This is a genomic window from Streptomyces sp. R-74717, assembly GCF_047305335.1.
In the GTDB taxonomy this organism is placed as follows: Bacteria; Actinomycetota; Actinomycetes; order Streptomycetales; family Streptomycetaceae; genus Streptomyces; species Streptomyces atratus.
The window spans coordinates 9,022,554-9,040,809 of the sequence record NZ_CP102361.1; the positions used below are offsets into that span (position 1 = coordinate 9,022,554).

Consider the following 18,256-nt stretch of genomic DNA (forward strand, 5'->3'; position numbering starts at 1 on the left):
GGCCCCGGGCCTGGTTCGATCTCAGCGCGCGGAGAGGTCCTCGGGGAGGAGCAGCCGCAGGTCGTCCAGGCTCGGTACCGCGACGGTGCTCAGCCGTCCCGCCTGATGGGTCATCATCTGCTCCAGCGTCTGCCGGGCCAGCCGAGCGTTGCCGAACGTCGCCCCCCTGGGGATGCCGTCGAAGTGGGTCCGCAGCGCGTTGGCCGTGCCGGGCGCGCACTCGTAGCCGTTGTCGGCCGCGTGCATGCGGACGATCGTGACCAGTTCGTCCGAGGAGTAGTCGGGGAACTCGATACGCCGCGGGAAGCGTGAGTCGAGGCCCGGATTGGAGCTCAGGAACCGGTTCATCTCCGCGGTATACCCCGCCGCGATCACCACCACCTCGTCGCGGTGGTCCTCCATCAGCTTCAGCAGTGTCTCCACCGCCTCCTGGCCGAAGTCTGAGGAACCGGCGCCCGAGCGGGGCGTCAGGGTGTACGCCTCGTCGATGAACAGGACGCCTCCCAAAGCCCGTTCGAACACCTCCCGGGTCAGCTGCGCGGTGTGTCCGACATAGCGGCCCACCAGGTCCGCACGTGAGACCTCGACGAGCTGGCCGCGCGGCAGCACGCCCAGGGAGGCCAGCAGTTCGCCGTAGAGCCGCGCCACGGTTGTCTTGCCGGTGCCGGGCGGGCCGGCGAAGACCAGATGGTTGCTGATCCGGGGCGCGGGCAGGCCGGCCTCCTTCCTCCGGCGCGCGGTGGCGAGCAGATTGACCAGGTCGCCCACCTCGCGCTTGACGGCTGCGAGGCCCACCAGGGCGTCCAGCCGCAGCAGCGGATCCTCGTCCTGCCCGTCCTCCGGCGCGCCGCCCGCCGGGACGCCCACGTCCTCCGCGGTCAGCACGGCCAGCTCCCGCTCGCCGGCCTCCGGCAGGGTGGCCAGCCGGGATGCCTGCCGGTCCACCATCTCCTCGAAGACCTTGCGGGCGGTACGGCCGTTGCCGAAGCCCGCGTCACGGGGAATCCGCTCGAAGCGGGTGAGCAGTGCGGTCCGCGCCGCCGGATCCAGCTCGTAGTGGTGGCCGGTGCACATCCGCTCCACGATCGTGACCAGTTCGTCCGAGGTGTAGTCGCTGAACTCGACGCTGCGGGTGAAACGCGAGGCGAGACCCGGGTTGGACGCCAGGAAGTCCGTCATCTCCTTCGGATAGCCGGCGGCCACCACCACCACGTCCTCGCGGTGGTCCTCCATCAGCTTCACCAGGGTGTCGATCGCCTCGCGCCCGAAGTCGGCACCACTGCCGCCGCCGTCGGAGAGCAGGGTGTACGCCTCGTCGACGAACAGCACCCCGCCCAGCGCCTTGTTGAAGGTCTCGGTGGTCTTGATGGCCGTCCCGCCGATGATCTGCGCCACCAGGTCCGCACGCGACACCTCCACCAGGTGCCCGGAGCGCAGCACGCCGAGCGAGGCGAGGATGGAGCCGTACAGCCGGGCGACGGTGGTCTTGCCGGTGCCGGGAGGGCCCGCGAAGACCAGGTGGCGGCTCATCGGCGGAGCGGGCATGCCGATGCTCGCCCTGCGCTGCGCCATCCGGTTGAGGTTGATCAGCGTCAGCACCTGCTGTTTGACCTCGTCGAGGCCGATCAGCGACTCCAGCTCGGCCATCGGGCCCGTACCGGACCGGGTTTCGGCCGCCGCCGGGGCGGCTCCGCCGGGCAGCCGCCCGTCGCCCGCCGCCTCCGCGTCCTTTGCGGTGCCCCAGGCGTCCGGGGCACCGTTCTCCGCACTGGCCAGCCCCTCGACGGCGAGCCGGTCGCCGGGCACCGTCTGGCGCACTCCGCTGCCCCGGTTGGCGCGGACGGTGCAGCCGGTCAGCGACACGGCGTCGGTGCCCTCCACCCGTATGCCGTCGGCTCCCGAACCGGTCACCTCGCAGCCGTTGAGGGAGGCCCGCGCGCCCGCGGACACCAGTACGCCGTACTCGGCGGACCCCGTCACCACGGCACGCACGGCCGCCAGTTCGCCCTCGGGTGCGATGTGGACGCCCGCGCCGCCGGACTCCTCGACCCCGGTGTCCCGCAGCGTGAGCGTACCGAGCGCCCCGATGTGGATCCCGGCCCCGGCGGAGGTACGCAGCCGGCCCTTGCCGACGAACAGATTGCCGTGGCCCGAGACATGGACCGCCGAGTCGCCCGACCGCTCGACGACGCCCTCCTCCAGCCGCCCCCTGCCGTCCTTGACGACCTCCACGCCGTGCGTGCCGGCGCCGGTGACCGTGGCCCGCAGCAGCAGCGGGTTGGCGCCGCCGCGGATCACGATTCCGGACCCGCCGCTGTCCCGTACCTCAAGGCGGTTGAACTCGGCGGCCGAGTCCTCGTCGAGCAGCACGCCGGTGCCCTTGGCGTCATGGACGACGGTGTCCGTCAGCACCGGTGAGGAGAAGCCGGTGACGCGTACGCCGGGTTCCTCGGCGGTGGCGAACACGCACTCCTCGAACGTGCCACGGCTGCGCTCGGTCACCAACAGGCCGTGCCCGCCGGTCCGTTCGGTACTGCACCGGGCCAGCGTCGGTGAACTGCCGCCGCCCAGGACGAATCCGTGCCCGGTGACGTCGCTGACGGCGATGTCCTCCAGGACGACCGGCCCGGCGCTGTTCACGAACACGCCGACGACGGCCTTGCGGACCGTGCCGCGCACCATCCTGACCGAACTCTCCTCCTCGACGGCGACGCCCGGCTTTCCGGTCGCCGATATCGCGCATTCCTCCAGGAGGACGTGCGCCTGCCCGTTGGTGAGGACACCGTTGCCCTTGGTGTCCCTGAGCCGGCTGAAGCGCGCGGTGATCCTGCCCTGCTCACCGGCCACCACGGCGGACGTACCGAGGTGTTCGACGACGCAGTTCTCGAGGAAGCTCTCGGCCGAGGAGGTGGACACCACACCGGCGCCCACCGGGTTGCTGATCCGGCACTGACGCAGCGCCAGCGACCCGCCGTCCCGCGCGAAGAGCGCCGACCAGGCCGAACCGTGGATGTCGCACCGGTCCATCGCGAGCTGCCCGCGCGGCGCGTCGACCACGGGCAGTTCGTCGTCGTGCCCGCGCAGCACGAGATCCCTGACCATCACCGCGTCCCCGGTGAGTGTCAGCGCCGTACCGCGCCGGGGCGCCAGCTCCACCGTCCCCTCGCCCTCGGCGGCGGTCAGGGTGATCGCGGCCGAGACCGTCAGGCTCTCCTCGTACCGCCCCGGAGCGATCCTGACGACCGCTCCGGCACGGGCCCGTGCGACGGCCTCCCCGACGGTGCGGTGGTCGCCCGTCCCGTCGGCGGCGACGGTGAGCATCTGGCGTGACACTTATCTGACCTCCCGGACCCCTGCGCCGTAGGTACGGGGCGGAGACGCGCGGCATGTAGGGCGTGGGAAACTGCTGTGCCCATCATGCCTGTTGCCGCAGGTCGCCCGCCATGGTGGTCGGCGTTCCGGGGCCGCCGGGGCACGGGTCCGGGGAGCGTCGTTACCATCGGCGCATGCGATCTTCGAGGTCCTCGGTGTCCCACGCACTCGGGCCGGCAGCACTGGCCGCCCTGCTCCTGATACCCGGCACCGCGGCTCCGGCCGGTGCGGCGGGGGACGCGGACAGCCCCTCGCTGCCGGGAATGCCCGCCACTGTCGCCGACGGCCGCCCATGCACTCCGGGATCCGCCAAGAAATCTGCCCAAGTCCCCTGGGCGCAGAGCTTCCTCGGGATCGACAGGGCCTGGGAACTCAGCCGTGGCGCGGGGGTCAAGGTCGCCGTCATCGGCACCGGAGCGGATCTGCGGCGGGTTCCGGCGCTGGACGGCCGGGTCACCGGCGGCCCGGATGTGGTGGCGGGCGGCACCGTGCGGGACGACTGCGTCGGATATGGCACGTTCCTCGCCGGGATCGTGGCGGGCGGGCAGCAGCAGGGTGTCAAGGCGGCCGGCGTCGCCCCGGAGGCCGAGGTGATCGCGGTGCGGGCCACCGACAAATACGGTGCGACCACACCCGAGGCGCTGGCCAAGGGCATCAGGGCGGCCACCGACTCCGGGGCGCGGATCGTCCACGTGGCGCTGAGCGTCCCTTCCGCACCGAAGCAGCTCAAGGACGCCGTCCTCGCCGCGCAGAAGGCCGGTGCGCTGGTGGTGGCGCCCGCCTCGGCACGGGAGTGGGAGCGCGGCGCGGCGGCATCGCAGACGGTGAACGGGCCCGCCTACCCGGCGGCGCTGCCCGGGGTGCTCGCCGTTTCCTCGGTGGGGCCGGGCGGCGAACCGGAAGCACCGGGCACGGAGAAGGGGCGGCGTACGCAGCCCAGGCTGAGCGCCCCCGGCGTCTCGGTGACGGGGCCGGGGCCGGGCGGCCGCGGCCAGTTCACCGGCCGCGGCGACGCGGTGGCCGGCGCCTTCGTGGCCGGTACGGCGGCCCTGGTCCTCTCCTACCACCCCCGGCTGACCGCCGAGCAGGTCGCGCACCGGCTGGAGTCCACCGCCTACGGGGCCGTGGGTGACACGCCGGACCCCGGCATCGGGCTGGGGATCGTCGATCCGGTGCGGGCGCTCTCCGCCGTACTTCCCGAGGAACACACACAGTCCCCGGCCGCAACGGAGAACGCCTCCGCACCGGCCGTCCCGCCGCTCGACCCGCCGGAGGCGCGCAACCGGGCGCTGGCCGTGGCCGGCGGGGCGACAGGGGTGACGCTGGTGGTCGCCTTCCTGGCGTTCGTGCTGCCCAGAGGGCGCCGCCGGGGATGGCGGGCCGGCCGGGCGGCAGGTCGTCCTGCCGCGGAAGCGGACTGAGCCCCGGCCATCACCGCTGGGCGGCAGCGGCGTCAACGTCCGGCGGTCCTTTCGGCCGGTCTCGACATCCGGTGACCCGCTCGGCCGGCCTCAACGTCCGACGATCCGCCGCAGCCACCGGGAACGGGCATCGCGGGCATCCTGGCTGAGGACCGCCCGCGGCGCGAGGGTGTCGAACCCGTGGAAGGCGCCGGGCCACACATGCAGTTCGGCCTCGCCACCGGCCCGCCAGATAGCGTCGGCGTAGGCCACGGCCTCGTCCCTGAAGGTCTCGGCCGACCCGGCCTCGATGTAGGCCGGGGGCAGCCCGGACAGATCCGTGGCGCGGGCGGGTGCGGCGTAGGGCGACAGGCCGGCAGCGCCGTACCGGTCGCCGAGCACCGCCTGCCACGCGGTCGCGTTGGAGGTCCGGTCCCAGGTGTCGAGGCCGGCCATCTGGTGGCTGGAGAACGTGGTGCCGCGGTCGTCGAGCATCGGGCTCAGGAGCAGCTGACCGATCGGGACCGGTCCGCCGCGGTCGCGGGTCAGCAGGGCGAGTGCCGCGGCGAGACCGCCGCCCGCGCTCTTGCCCCCGAGAATGACGCGGTCCGCGTCGAGGCCCAGTGCGGCTGCGTCGTCGGCCGCCCGGACGAGTCCGGCGTAGCAGTCCTCCACGGGACCGAGGTACGGCGCCCGTGGCGCCAGCCGGTACTCGACGGAGATGACGGCGATCCCTAGCGGCAGAGCCCATTCCCGGAGCAGCCGGGGAAGTACGGACCAGGCGTTGCCCATGATCAGGCCGCCGCCGTGCATGTAGTACAGCAGCGGCAGGGGCCCGGCGGCACCGGTGGGCCGTGCGCTGACGAGCCTGACCTCCCGCCCGTCCCGGTCCGCGGGCGTCCGCAGCTCCTCCACCTCGAACCGGCCGTCGGCCCGGAGTTCGCCGAGGGCCGGTCTGGGGCGGGCGGCGGCATCCCGCTCCTGCCTGGCCGCGAGACCCTCCGGCGTCAGCGGCTCACGTGCCTCCGCCCCCATGGCCGCCAGCGCGGCACGCAACTCCGGGTCGAACGGAGGCGCGTGCCGCGCCGGGGAGTCGGGGCGGTGCTCCGACGGCCTTCCACCGGTATCCACGACAGGACCTCCCCGGATCGGAGGATGCCCGGCGGCATCCCGACCGGGACAGCCTGCCAGCACGACCGCGCCGGCAGCACCCGGGGGCAGTGCGCCGGACGAATCCCGTCCGGCCGCGCACGCGAAGTCCCGTCGTACGCCCGGTAGATGAAGTGGGCGGGACGGGTCTTCGCGTACATGCCTAGGCCTCGCCCTCCGGGTCCGGCAGCAGTGGGGTCTGCACCTGCACCACACCCCTGCGCGTGATCAGCTGTGCCCGGCCGGGCGGCAGCTGCCTCGGCTTGGTGTCGTTGAACAGATATCCCTCCGAGGGCGGGCAGGAGAGCAGCGCGGCAGGTGTGTTGACCTCCAGCAGACGGCGCAGCAGCGGGTCGTTCATCGCCCGCGCCGCGCCGTTGGCGCTGCGTGCCACGATCAGGTGCAGACCGAGCTCCGCGCCCTGGGCGAGGTAGTCGAGCAGTGGCCCGAAGTGGTTGCTCATGTTGCCGCCGGACACCATGTCGTAGTCGTCCACGACCAGGAAGACCCGCGGGCCGCTCCACCAGTCCCGCCGCTTCAGCTGGGCGGGCGAGATGTCCGCGCCGGGCAGGCGCTCCTTCATGGCCCGTGCGACGCCGTCCACCGCCTGCTTGAGTACGTCGACGGAGACGGCGTAGCCCAGCCGGTGCGACTCGGGGACGCTCTCCAGCAGCCCGCGCCGGTAGTCGATCAGCAACACCCGCGCCTCGGCGGGGGTGTAGCGGTCGGTGACCGCCCGGCAGACCGAGCGCAGCAGGTTGGTCTTGCCGGTCTCCGCGTCGCCCACCACCACCAGGTGCGCGGTCTGTGCGAAGTCGTGCCACATGACGTCGAGCTGGTTGCCCTCCAGGCCCAGCGGCAGGCGCAGATCGCCGTCCGCGCCGACCTCGGCGTCGGGCAGCTCGGAGGGTTCCAGGACCGACGGCAGGGTGCGGACCGCGGGTGCGGGCGGGCCCTGCCAGTGCTCGGCCACCTGGGCCACGGCGTCGGCGACGCCCGCCCCGAGGTCCGAGGCGCTGTCGCCGCCGTCCAGCCGGGGCAGAGCGGTGAGGAAGTGGTGCTTGGAATCGGTCATGCCGCGGCCGGGTGACTTGGGGATGGTCGCGGCGGCCCGCATGTTGATCATGGAGTCCATGCTGTCGCCGAGCCGCAGCTCGAAGCGGGTGCCGAGCTGGTCCCGCAGCGCGGTGGGGATCTCCGACCAGCGGCCCGCCGCCACGATGAGGTGCACACCGTAGTTGAGGCCCCGCGCCGCCAGCGCCGTGAAGGTGTCCATGATGTCCATGAAGTCCTGGCGGATCGTGCCCCAGCCGTCGACGACGAGGAACACATCGCCGTACGGCTCGTCCGGCAACTCACCGGCGGCCCGGCGGGCGCGCAGCATCGCCATGGAGTCGATGCCCAGCTCGGAGAACTGCTTCTCGCGCCGGGCCACCAGCCCGTGCACCTCGGCCAGTGTGCGCTGCACCCGCTCCAGGTCCAGCCGGCCCGTCACGCCGCCCACATGGGGCAGGTCGCGGAGCGAACCGAGTGAACCTCCGCCGAAGTCCAGGCAGTAGAACTGGACTTCGCGCGGAGTGTGCGTGAGCGCGAGCGACATGATCAGGTCGCGTACGAGCGTGGACTTGCCGCTCTGCGGACCGCCCGCGATACCGACGTGCCCGCCCGCGCCGGACAGCTCGGCCACCAGGGGCTCGCGGCTCTGGTCGAAGGGCCGGTCGATGATGCCCACCGGCACCGTCAGCCGGCCGTGCAGCTCGGGATCGATGGTGGTGAGACCCCGCTCGGCGTGCGGCTCCACCCCCATCAGCAGGACGTCCAGCGACAGCGGGCTGTCCAGCGGCGGCAGCCAGACCCGGTGCGCGGGCCTGCCGCCCTCCCGCATCCGGGACACGGCCAGCGCGAGCAGGGACTCCTCGCTCTCCTCCTCCGCCACCGGCTGCGGGTCCGGGTCGGGCGCGGGGAGCCGGGGCGCGGTCCACTCCGTGCGGTACGGGACGACCTGACCGGCGACGGCCGACGCGCCGACCCTGCGGGCGCCCTGGTAGGGCCCGGAGACGTACGCGGCCTTGAACCGGACCAGGGTCCCGGTGTCCTTCTTCAGGATGGCGCTGCCGGGTACGGAGGGCAGCTGGTAGGCGTCCGGCACACCCAGGACGCCACGGCTCTCCATCGAGGAGAACGTCCGCAGCGCGATCCGGTACGACAGATGCGACTCCAGCTGGGTCATCCGGCCCTCGTCCAGCCGCTGCGAGGCAAGCAGCAGATGCACGCCCAGGCTGCGGCCCAGCCGCCCCACCATCACGAACAGGTCCATGAAGTCGCGGTGCGCGGAGAGGAGTTCGCTGAACTCGTCGACCACCACGAAGAGCGTCGGCAGCGGCTCCAGGTCGGTCCCCGCCGCCCGCGCCGTCTCGTACTCGAACGCCGACGTGTAGTTCCCGGCGCTGCGCAGCAGCTCCTGTCGGCGCATCAGCTCACCGTGGAGGGCATCCTGCATGCGGTCCACCAGGGAGGACTCGTCGGCGAGGTTGGTGATGACGGCCGAGGTGTGCGGCAGACCGTCCAGGCCCAGGAATGTGGCGCCGCCCTTGAAGTCGACCAGGACGAAGTTCAGCTTCTCCGAGGAGTGGGTGAGCGCCAGCGCCAGCACCAGGGTCCGCAGCAGCTCCGACTTGCCGGAACCCGTCGCGCCGATCAGCACGCCGTGCGGGCCCATACCGCCCTGCGCCGCCTCCTTGATGTCCAGTTCCACCGGGGTGCCGTCACCGGCGAGCCCCAGCGGCACCCGCAGCCTGGCCCGTTCGCTGCGGTCGTCGCGCACGGCGTCCAGATCGACGGTGTGCAGGTCGGGGAGGCCGAGCAGGGTCGTCAGCTGCACGTCCGAGGTGAGTGCCTCACCGTTGTCCGTGGTGATGCCCATCCGATAGGGGGACAGCAGTGTGGCCAGTGCCCTGGCCCGCCGGGGACCCAGCACATCGGGCCTGCCGAGCGCGGACGTGGTCTCCTTCCCCGACCGGTCGGTGCCGACCAGTTCGAGCTGCTGCCCGGCGATCCGCAGCCGCAGGGTGTGGCGGGACTGACGCCAGGGCAGGGAGCCGGACACGTCCAGCGTCACCGTGTTGCGGTAGCCGTCGGTGGCCAGCCGGGAGTCGGCGGGCGTCCGGGCGCTGTCCAGGACCACGACGCAGTAGGGCTCCTCGGTGCTCGGGACGGCGTCCGTCTCGAATGCGGGCCGGCCGGTCAGTTCCTCGCCGAGCAGCGATTCGAGACCCAGGACGGAATCGGTGACCAGCCGCACGGGGCCCCCGCCGTCGACGTCCGTCGGATGCTGGGCGTGCGGCAGCCATTTCACCCACTCCCAGGCGTCCCGGCGGTCATGGTCCGCCAGCACCACGATCCGCAGGTCCTGCGGCGCGTGGAACACACTCAGCTGGGCCAGCAGGGCCCGCACCATCGCGTGCGCGGCCTCCTCCTCGGACTGGAGCAGGACGCGTGCGTAGGTACGCAGATAGACCGCGACCGGCTGGTCGGGCACCGTGCCGTACGCCTTGATGAAGCGCCGCAGGGCATGCGCGGACAGCGGCTCCAGATCCTCGACCGGCTTGGTGCTCAGCGGTGTCAGCTTCGTCGCCAGCTGCTGCTCGCCCACCGCGATCCGCACCTCGGCGAAGTCCGCGTGCGCCGCCCGCCGCTCCCACAGCCTGGCCGTCGGCACCAGGCTCCACAGGGACACCGGGTCCGGATGCGACCACGCCTGCGCCTCCCGCTGCTGGGTGATCACCTTGCGGATGCGCCTGCGGCTGATCGACAGGTACCGCATGTAGTCGCGCCGCTCACCGAGCAGCGCCCGCTTGCGGTCCCCGGATGCCCGGACGATCTGCGAGACCAGCATGCCGACGGCCGACAGCGCCATCAGCCCGATGGCGACGTACATCATGGGGCCGCCGCCACTGCCGGGACGCAGGAAGATGAGCACCATGCCGAGCGAGCTGAGCGCCATCGGCATGTACGTGATCAGGTTGCCCATCGCGCTCTGCGTCTCCGGCACCGTGGGCGGCTCCTGGAGGCTCAGTTCGCCATGGGGCATCTCGGGGCCAAGACGCCGGGGAGGCCTCTTGAAGAGGACCACGCTCAAAGGGAATCGCCTTCCTGAGGGGTGCCGGCGGTTGCCGTGACGCGTCTTCGGGATGACGGAACGTCAAACGCCTGCGGTACGGCCGACGGTGCGGGAGTGCAGGCCGGGAGATGGGCGGGGGCGGGGCCGCCGATCTTGGCGGCACCCCACAACGTACAGACTGCACGCACAAGTTAATGTGATCAATCTGACCGCGTCGACCACTGTCCTGGAAGGCGATGAAACGCGCTTGACCGACATATCCGCGGCACCCCTGTGCCGCCTCACGGTGCTGACGCCCGACCGCTCCGTCGAACTCGCCGTACCGTCCGACATCGTGCTCGCCGATCTGATGCCGACCATCGTCGACCACGGGGGCACCGACCTCTACGAACGTGGCGCGCAGGCAGGCGGCTGGGTGCTCCAGCGCCTCGGCCAAGAACCCCTCGACGACGAGAACACCCTCGGCGACCTGGGCCTGCACGACGGCGAAACGGTCCATCTGCGCCTGCGCGGGGACGCCCTCCCCGAGATCCATTACGACGACCTCGTCGACGGGCTCTCCAGCCGGCTGCGCGAACGCCCCGACTCCTGGCGGCCGGTGTGGTCGCACCACCTCATGACCGCGCTCGCCCTGAGCACCCTCGCCACCGGCCTGCTGCTCCTGCTGCTGCCCGGTTCCACGGGGCTCAGGACGGTCTGCGCGGCGGCGACCGCGATCCTCCTGCTGGCCGGTGCGGCGGCCGCCTCACGGGCGGTCGGCGACGTCGGCGCGGGCGCCGCGCTCGGCGCGGCGGCCGTCCCCTACCTCGCCCTGGCCGGAGCCCTGGTGCCCCAAGGGGCCGAGTCCGACGCGGAACTGGGCGCCCGGCTGCTCGCGGGCTGCTCCGCGGCGGCCGGCGCCGCCGTGCTCGCACTGGCCGCCGTGGGCGCGTGCGCCCCGCTGTTCCTGGCCGCCGCCCTGGCCGCGGTCCTCGGGGCGGTCGGCGGAGCCGTGATGCTCTTCGGCGTCCCGGCCACCGGCACGGCCGCCCCGCTGATCCTGGCGGTCGTCCTGCTGGGACACTTCCTGCCGTCCCTGGCGTTCCGCCTGTCCGGACTGAAGGTGCCGCTGCTGCCCACCAACGCGGGCCAGCTCCAGGAGGGCATCGAGCCCACCCCGGACGAGCGGATCGCCGCCCGCGGCGCCGTCGCCGACAGCTACCTCACGGGCCTCTACGGCGCCACCGGGCTGGTGGCCGCGGGCTGCCTCACGGCGCTGGCGTTCGAGACGTCCTGGGCGCCGCTCACCCTGGCCGCGGTCCTGTGCGCGCTGATGTTCACGCACGCACGGGCTATCGGCGGCGCCTGGCAGCGGCTCGCCGTCGTCCTGCCGGCCGCCTACGGTTCCGTACTGCTGACGGTGCAGCTGGTCCTGCGGACCGACGACGGGTCCCGGCCGCTGCTGCTCGCCGGTCTGCTGGCCGTCGCGGCCGTGCTCGCCATCACGGGCTGGACGCTCCCCGGCCGTCGCCTGGTGCCCTACTGGGGGCGCGCGGTCGACCTGCTCCACCTGCTCTTCGCCATCGTCCTCGTCCCACTGGCCCTGCTCGTCGCCGGTCTCTACCAGTACCTGCGGGGCCTCAACAGCTGAGCCCGCTCTCCGGCGTCCGCCGCCGGACAGCCGGCGGATCCCGGGGTCCGGCGGCCGAAAGCCCCGGAACCCCGGGCCCTCGCGCGCCGGGCCGATGCCCGGTCGGAAAGGCAAGGAATGCAGTCCAGGCGGGACCAGGTCCACGCGCACATGTTCGTCATGAGCCGGCTGTCACTGGGAATGCTCCGGGACGACCCGGACGCCCCCGAGTCCGCACACCGGCGGACCACGAAGGGCTTCGTCATCGGCCTCGTGGTCGCGGCCCTGGCCGCGCTCATCGTCGCGGTGTACGGGCTGGTGGTGCCCGGCGGCTCGAACGCGTGGAAGGCCACCGGAACGCTGGTGCTCGACGAACGTTCGGGCGCCCGCTACCTCACGCTCGACGGAGTCCTCCACCCGGTCCTCAACGAGACCTCGGCCAGACTGCTGGCGGGTGACCGGATGAAGGTGGTGAGCGTCAAGCCCGCCTCCATCGAGGACGCCCCGCGCGGCGCGACCCTGGGCATCGTAGGCGCGCCGGACCCGCTGCCGCAGGCGGGCGCGCTCAGCCGCGAGGCCTGGTCGGTGTGCGCCACCCGGCCCGACGCCGCCGCGGAGCCGCTCCTCACCCTGGCCGTCGGCCTGACCGCCGAGGGCAGGCCCGTGACCTCGGACGGGGCCACCCTGGTCCGTACCGTCCCGGGCGGCACCACGTACCTCCTCTGGCACGGCACCCGGCTGCGGCTGAACACCGCGAACTACGCGGTCCAGGCGCTGGGTTACGACCCCGACGGGGCGCATCCGGTCCCGGACGCGTTCCTCAACGCCCTGCCGGCGGGCCCGGATCTGGCGGTGCCGGAAGTGTCCGGACGCGGCAAGGCGGGCCCCTCGCTGGCCGGCCGCCCGACACGGATCGGGCAGCTCTTCGACGGTTCCGGCGGCCATTACCTGCTGACGGAGCGCGGGCTGACCAAGGTCACCGCGCTGGAGGAGGCACTGCTGAAGGGCGATCCGCGCACCCAGCGGACCGCCTACGCCGGAGGAGCGGTCGTCCTGCAGAAGATCGGCCCGGACGACCTGGCGCGCCACCAGGACCCGAAGGCGGCCCGGCTCGTGGGGGCCGGAGGCGGTACGGTCCCGACCGGTCTGCCCAGGCCCGGTCCGGTCGGCGCGGGCGAGGGCGTCTGTGCCGTCGTCGGCACCGCGGACGGCAGGCCGACGGTCTCGGTCGTCCTGCCGCGCGCGGACGCGGTGGGCGGCCGGGCGGTGTCCAACCAGCCGGGGATCACGGCGGGTTCGGGAGCGGCCGACCTGTTCGCGGTACGTCCGGAGGGCGGCGCCCTCGTCACGGCACTCTCCTCGGCGGGCACCGGCACGGCCTACTACCTGGTCACCGAGTCGGGTGCCAAGTACCCGGTCCCCGGGGGCGAGAAGGGACTCCAGCGGCTCGGGTACAGAGCCGATCAGTCCGTGCCCGTCCCGTCCGGTGTCCTCGGCATGCTCGCGTCGGGGCCCGCGCTGGACGACACCGCCCTGCTGACGCAGGGACTCGTGGAAGCATCGAAGAACACGATGCCCCGATAGCCGATTCCCCTCCGCCTTAAGGGAATTGAGGTTTCTCTGAGGATAGGAGGGCCGGGGGGTACGCGCTTTCCCGGCATTTCCGCAGCTCACGCACGTATTGCAGATGAACACTCAGATTGCCGGGGAACATTCGTACCAAGATCCCGTACGGCGTATTAACCTGATGATCCGTCGACTCCCGGAGGGCGTGATTCCGGTGTGGTCGGCCTGTCGTGCGCCCGTGGTGCCGCCGTTTTCCCGCAGTGTCCAGGAGGACCCCCATGTCTGATGTCTCCGGCTTCAACGTCAACTCGGCCGACGGCCTGTCCAACGATGAAACAGCGATGCTCGAGACGCTGAAGACGCTGGACCAGCATCTTCGCGACATGGATGACGCGGGCCGTAAGGTCAGGACCATCCAGGGCCAGGTCCGGGCCGCCTACCAGGCGGGTTCCTCGGAGACCCACGCGGCGGGCATCGACGAGTGGCTCAGGGCGCACGGACGGGTCATGGAGCGCACCCAGTTCTTCCGCGAGGGCACCGCGATGGCCAACCGGCTTCTCACGGACGCCGAGCACGAGGCGCAGGGCTACGCCGCCGGTATCGCCGGCACCATCAACCCCGGGTGACCTTCCCCGGCTCTCCCCCCGCCTTTTCTTCCCCGCTCTCTTAACCGCCTCACGAGGAGTTCCGCCATGACCGTCAAGATCAGCCACCAAGGGGTCCTGGACGCCATCAAGAACATGGATACGGCTCAGCAGGAGATGAAGGAGGCGCTCGCCTGGATGGAGAAGAACTTCGGCGCGCTGCGCGACACCCTGAGCGGTCAGACCCGTACCTCCTGGGAGGAATTCCAGGCGGAACTGGGCCGGATCAAGCTGCAGCTCGACGAGCAGTACGGGGTCGCCCGGACGACTCTCCAGCGGATGCACGCCCGGCAGATCGACGGGGACCTGGACGGTGGCCGCGGTCTGAGCAACCTTCAGGGCAGCTGACCCGACCGACCGAATCGACTTGTGAGGTGTGAGCATGGCTGGTGACGAGAAACCGGGCGACATGTTCCAGTCGACCGACGGCGTCTATCTCAGGTACGCGAACCAGGAACTCCCCACGTTCCGTCGTGACCTCACGGTCAAGGCGGACTATGTGAGCCTGGGATCGAAGATCCCTCTCGCTGTCGGAAACCCCGAGAAGTGCACGCAGGCGAAGGCACTCGAGGGTCAGATGGAAACGTACCGCGCCAGTATGCGTACGCGGTACGAAACGGCCATCACGCTCATGAACAACTTCTCGGCCAGCCTGCGGGACGTGGAGACCAAGCACCAGGACGCCGAGGACGACTCCACGGGCATGGGCGGCGCCCTCGCCGACGAGTTCTCCGAGATCCTGACCCCGAAGGGAAAGTGAAACCATGGCTGAGGTGCCCCCCGGGATGCCGGCCAAGTGGGAGGACATCCTCGCCATGTTTCACGACGGCATCACCAAGCTGCCGGACCGGAACCTGGTGGCGGGCTCGGGTTCCAAGAAGTGGATCATCAAAGAGGTGAACGGCCAATGGTTCAGCGGCACTCCGAAGCTCAAGGCGGAGGAGTGGGGGCTGGACGGGTGGTACGCGTTCGCCTTCCCCGCCAGGGATAAAGAACAATGGCTGATGTTCGGGTTCGGCTACAACTATACCGACTTCGGCAATGATTCCGGGGCGCTGGCCGAGTTCACCGGAGCGGCCGGTCCGATTCTTGGGTCGGTGGCGTCCTGGACGAACAAGGACGCCAATCCGCTGTCGTCGAGCAAAGCGTCCGCGATCCTCAACAACATGGATCTCTGGACGGGCGGATGGGCGGCCAAGTTCAATGAATGGGCAGAAAAGGTGGGCAACGGCTCGGAGGAACTGCAAGGGGAGTCCGCCGCACTCTTCGAAGCCGTTCTCCTGGCGGTGAAGCGTTCGCTGCAAGAGACTCAGTCCTTTTACATGGGTGGTGCGATAAAGGACGATCTCCAAGCGGTGAGCGACCAATTGACGACCACCATAGGGGTACTGAGGAAGAACTCCTTGGACTGGTTCAACAAGCTGGAAACCGTGGGCACGGGCATCGAGTACCGAGAAGCCGGTGCCATCTCCATGGCGTTCACCCACCTGAAAGCGCAGTTCCTGAAGGTGATGAGCACCCAGAACCCCAAGTCGGACCACGACGCGACGGTGAGTGGTCCTGACTGGGACGGCATAGAGCGCGACGCGAAGGCGAGCTGGCTCGACGGCGTCAAGACCGAGCTCGACGACAAGTCCTCCCAGACGATGCTCGACCTGGCGACGGCCTACGACAAGGCGAGCGGGAGGCTCTCCGACGCGAATTCCGTCGTGAAGCCGACGTTCACCATCTCGCTGACGGCCGAGGAGCAGAAGGACTTCTACGGCGACGCAGGTGCGGGCGGTGACGGCGGCACGGGCGGTGCCGACGACATCCTCAACAAGTTCAAGGAGATGCTCGGCGGAGGCGCCGGCGGTGACGGCGCGGGCGGTGAGGGCGGCGGCACCGGCGGTGGTTCCGGCGGTGCGGGCGGCGGCGATCTCGACCTCGGTGCCCCGCCTCCGGTCACCGGGCCGAGCGGGGGCGTCTCCGGAACCAATCTCCCGAAGAACAAAAACCTCGGCCTGGGCCCGAATCCGGTCACCGGAGCCAGCGGCGGCACCTCCGGTACGGGCGGCGGCGGGTCCCTGACGGTTCCGGCCGGATCGCGCATCGACCCCAAGACCGGCGCCGTCACCGACTCCAAGGGCAAACCGGTCCTCGGCGCGGACGGCAAGCCCCTGATCGTGCCCCCCGGCTCCACGATCGGCCCCGGGGGTAAGATCATTTCGCCCACGACCGGTGGCCCGAAGCCGCCGACGCTTCCGGGCGGCTCCACCTCCGGGGACCTGACGCGAGGCTTCCGGGTCGACACCGAGGGCAACGTCATCGTCCCCAAGGGCACCAGGGTGGATGCTCAGGGAAACCTGATCGGCGCGGACGGTAAGCCGCTGACCAACATGTACGGCGGGAAGCTCACCGTCCCGCCCGGCTCCCGGATCAACGCCGACGGAACCATCAGCGACCCGCAGGGCAAGCACATCACCGAGAGCAGCAACAACCTGAAGACCCGCAACCCCAAGACGCTCGACGAGCTGCTGAACGGCCAGCGCCGTCCGTCCACGTCGAGCGGTGATCTCTTCGGCGGCTCGAAGGGAGCCTCCGAGAATCTCCGCAGGATGGTCGACAGCAACGGCAACGCGATCCGCGAGCCGACCTCCGTGGTGTCCGGGCTCAGCAACCGCGCCCGTGCCGCCATGGGGCTGCCCGCGACCCCCAATGTCCCGCCCACGCAGGGCAATGTGTCCACCCAGTCGCTCGGCGCCCTCGGGCGGGGCGGGGCGGGGGGCGGGGCGGGGACCGGCATGCCGTTCATGCCGCCGATGGGCATGGGCGGTGGCGGTGGTGCCCCGGGTGGCGGAGGCAACGGCGGTGACCGGCAGCGCAACGTATGGCTCTCGGAGGACGAAGAGGTGTGGGGCACCGAGCCCGACGCCGGAACGGGCGTGATCGGGCGATGAGTTCCGCAGGTGCAGAAGCGGGCGCGATACCCACCGGGAGCGAGGATTCCGCCATGCCGCCGGTGCCCGACGACATCCGTGCGGCGGCGCGCACCGCACCCGAGCACTGGTTCGGCACGGTGGACCCCGCGTGGAGCGGAGAAGGCGAACCGCCGCTGTGGGCGGTGATCGGGCAGTGGCGCTCCGACGCCGACGGCGAGATCGTCGAATGGCAGCGGAACGACAAGTACCGGCCGTCTCCCGGCATGCTCGGCTGGCCCGAACCGACCGACGACGTGGATGCCGCCATGCAGCTCGCGGCCACCGGCTACGGCCCGGTCGAGGGCGTCGCCCTGGCCGTGGTCACGGCCGAACTGGCCGTCCTGACCGCTCCCGGCGGTGGCGCGGTCAGCGCCTGTACCCCGGACGGCGACCCGGTGGTGCCGGTGTTCACCGCGCCCGCCCATCTGGAGCGGGCGGGCGCGCTCGCCCACCGGGTGCTGCCCGTCTCGGAGGCGTTCGCACTCGTACCCGAAGGCCAGGACCTGTACCTCAACCCGACGGGCCCCGTCGCTCTGCGGCTGTCCGCGGACGACCTGTCCCGCGCGGTCGACGTGCTGGAAGCGGCGGCGGAAGGCAAGGAGGAGCAGTACTGATGGTGTCGTTCCAGGAACAGCTCGCGGAGGCCATGGCCGGCCTCGCGGAGCAGACGAAGAAGATCCAGCAGGTCCAGGAGGAACTGGCCAGGGCGTCCGCCTCGGCAACCTCCAAGGACCGGATGGTGACCGCCTCGGTCAACGCCCACGGCGAGATCCTCTCCTTCAAATTCCACACCGAGGGCTACCGCACGATGCCCGGGGCCCAGCTCGCCGAGGTGCTGAAGAGCACCGTCAACGCGGCACGTACGGAGATGAACTCCAAGGTCAGCGGCTCGGTACGGCCGTTGATGGGCAGTCAGGAGGAGCTGGCGAGCGGACTCTTCGGCGGTGGTGAGCTCGACGATCTGCTCGCTCCGCTGCGCGCGATGCAGCCCGAGGGGCTGACGGAGACGGTGCTGGGCGGCGGGCGCAAGCCGTCCGGCAACCGCGGCGAGGAGGACGAGTTCTATGGCTGACGGAACCCTGAGCGTTCCGGGGGATCTCCCGCGCCGGTTCACCCAGTTCGGCGCCATCTCAAGGATCGTCGGTGAACTGGGCGTCCTCAACGACCACATCAACCTGGAGAACAGGACCGCGGGCGGCAAGGACGATGTGTACGCGAAGGAGTACCACAAGTTCGTCGACTCGACGGGCAAGGGGCTCACCTACGGCCTCGAAGGCCTCTCCGATCTGCTCGAAATGGTCGGCATCAGCGGCAACAACGCCTCGGTCATCCTGAACGACGCCGAGGACGACGCCAACCACATTGCCGCCGGCTGAGCCGGCCGAACCCCGAAGACGCGGCACCACACAATGGCGATTGAGGTTTCCGAGGGGTGG

General features: G+C 71.2%; 13 protein-coding genes. 10 read left to right on the forward strand and 3 right to left on the reverse strand.

Features of this window, described 5'->3' with window-relative positions:
* Window positions 1–21: 21 nt before the first annotated feature.
* On the reverse strand, window positions 22–3,321 hold the full coding sequence (locus NRF20_RS40815) for a right-handed parallel beta-helix repeat-containing protein (protein ID WP_398629512.1): 3,300 nt from the start codon (window positions 3,319–3,321) through the stop codon (window positions 22–24).
* 185 nt (window positions 3,322–3,506) lie between these two features.
* Here NRF20_RS40815 and NRF20_RS40820 point away from each other — a divergent pair, with 185 nt between their 5' ends.
* Window positions 3,507–4,793: a S8 family serine peptidase gene (locus tag NRF20_RS40820; protein WP_398629469.1), complete on the forward strand. Its 1,287-nt coding sequence runs from the start codon at window positions 3,507–3,509 to the stop codon at window positions 4,791–4,793.
* A gap of 90 nt (window positions 4,794–4,883) precedes the next feature.
* Here NRF20_RS40820 and NRF20_RS40825 read toward each other — a convergent pair whose 3' ends face one another.
* Window positions 4,884–5,807, reverse strand: coding sequence for an alpha/beta hydrolase (locus NRF20_RS40825; protein WP_413754669.1), 924 nt, complete (start codon window positions 5,805–5,807; stop codon window positions 4,884–4,886).
* A 277-nt stretch (window positions 5,808–6,084) separates the two neighbouring features.
* Window positions 6,085–10,011 (reverse strand): type VII secretion protein EccCa, encoded by a 3,927-nt coding sequence (gene eccCa / locus NRF20_RS40830; RefSeq protein ID WP_413754200.1) that lies wholly within the window; start codon window positions 10,009–10,011, stop codon window positions 6,085–6,087.
* Window positions 10,012–10,288: 277 nt separating this feature from the next.
* Here eccCa and eccD point away from each other — a divergent pair, with 277 nt between their 5' ends.
* The 9 genes from eccD (at window position 10,289) to NRF20_RS40875 (ending at window position 18,196) form a co-directional block, all read left to right on the forward strand.
* Entirely contained in the window at window positions 10,289–11,671 is a 1,383-nt protein-coding gene (eccD, locus tag NRF20_RS40835) for a type VII secretion integral membrane protein EccD (protein WP_398629467.1), read from the forward strand.
* A 117-nt stretch (window positions 11,672–11,788) separates the two neighbouring features.
* Window positions 11,789–13,234 carry a type VII secretion protein EccB gene (gene eccB, locus NRF20_RS40840; RefSeq protein ID WP_398629466.1) on the forward strand — a complete coding sequence of 482 codons (1,446 nt, stop codon included), beginning with the start codon at window positions 11,789–11,791 and terminating at the stop codon, window positions 13,232–13,234.
* Between the two features lie 260 nt (window positions 13,235–13,494).
* Complete coding sequence (locus NRF20_RS40845; RefSeq protein WP_266364618.1) at window positions 13,495–13,842, forward strand: hypothetical protein; 348 nt, start codon at window positions 13,495–13,497, stop codon at window positions 13,840–13,842.
* Between the two features lie 66 nt (window positions 13,843–13,908).
* Window positions 13,909–14,208, forward strand: coding sequence for a hypothetical protein (locus NRF20_RS40850; protein WP_398629465.1), 300 nt, complete (start codon window positions 13,909–13,911; stop codon window positions 14,206–14,208).
* Window positions 14,209–14,242: 34 nt separating this feature from the next.
* Window positions 14,243–14,620 (forward strand): hypothetical protein, encoded by a 378-nt coding sequence (locus tag NRF20_RS40855; RefSeq protein ID WP_398629464.1) that lies wholly within the window; start codon window positions 14,243–14,245, stop codon window positions 14,618–14,620.
* 4 nt (window positions 14,621–14,624) lie between these two features.
* Window positions 14,625–16,799 carry a hypothetical protein gene (locus tag NRF20_RS40860; RefSeq protein WP_398629463.1) on the forward strand — a complete coding sequence of 725 codons (2,175 nt, stop codon included), beginning with the start codon at window positions 14,625–14,627 and terminating at the stop codon, window positions 16,797–16,799.
* Window positions 16,796–17,434 (forward strand): type VII secretion system-associated protein, encoded by a 639-nt coding sequence (locus NRF20_RS40865; RefSeq protein ID WP_398629462.1) that lies wholly within the window; start codon window positions 16,796–16,798, stop codon window positions 17,432–17,434. Before NRF20_RS40860 ends, NRF20_RS40865 begins: the two co-directional genes overlap by 4 nt.
* The gene (locus NRF20_RS40870; RefSeq protein ID WP_398629461.1) at window positions 17,434–17,892 is read left to right on the forward strand and encodes a YbaB/EbfC family nucleoid-associated protein; all 459 of its coding nucleotides are present in this window, start codon (window positions 17,434–17,436) and stop codon (window positions 17,890–17,892) included. Before NRF20_RS40865 ends, NRF20_RS40870 begins: the two co-directional genes overlap by 1 nt.
* Complete coding sequence (locus NRF20_RS40875; RefSeq protein ID WP_266364630.1) at window positions 17,885–18,196, forward strand: hypothetical protein; 312 nt, start codon at window positions 17,885–17,887, stop codon at window positions 18,194–18,196. The genes NRF20_RS40870 and NRF20_RS40875 overlap by 8 nt, the downstream gene beginning before the upstream one ends.
* The last annotated feature ends 60 nt before the right edge of the window (window positions 18,197–18,256 follow it).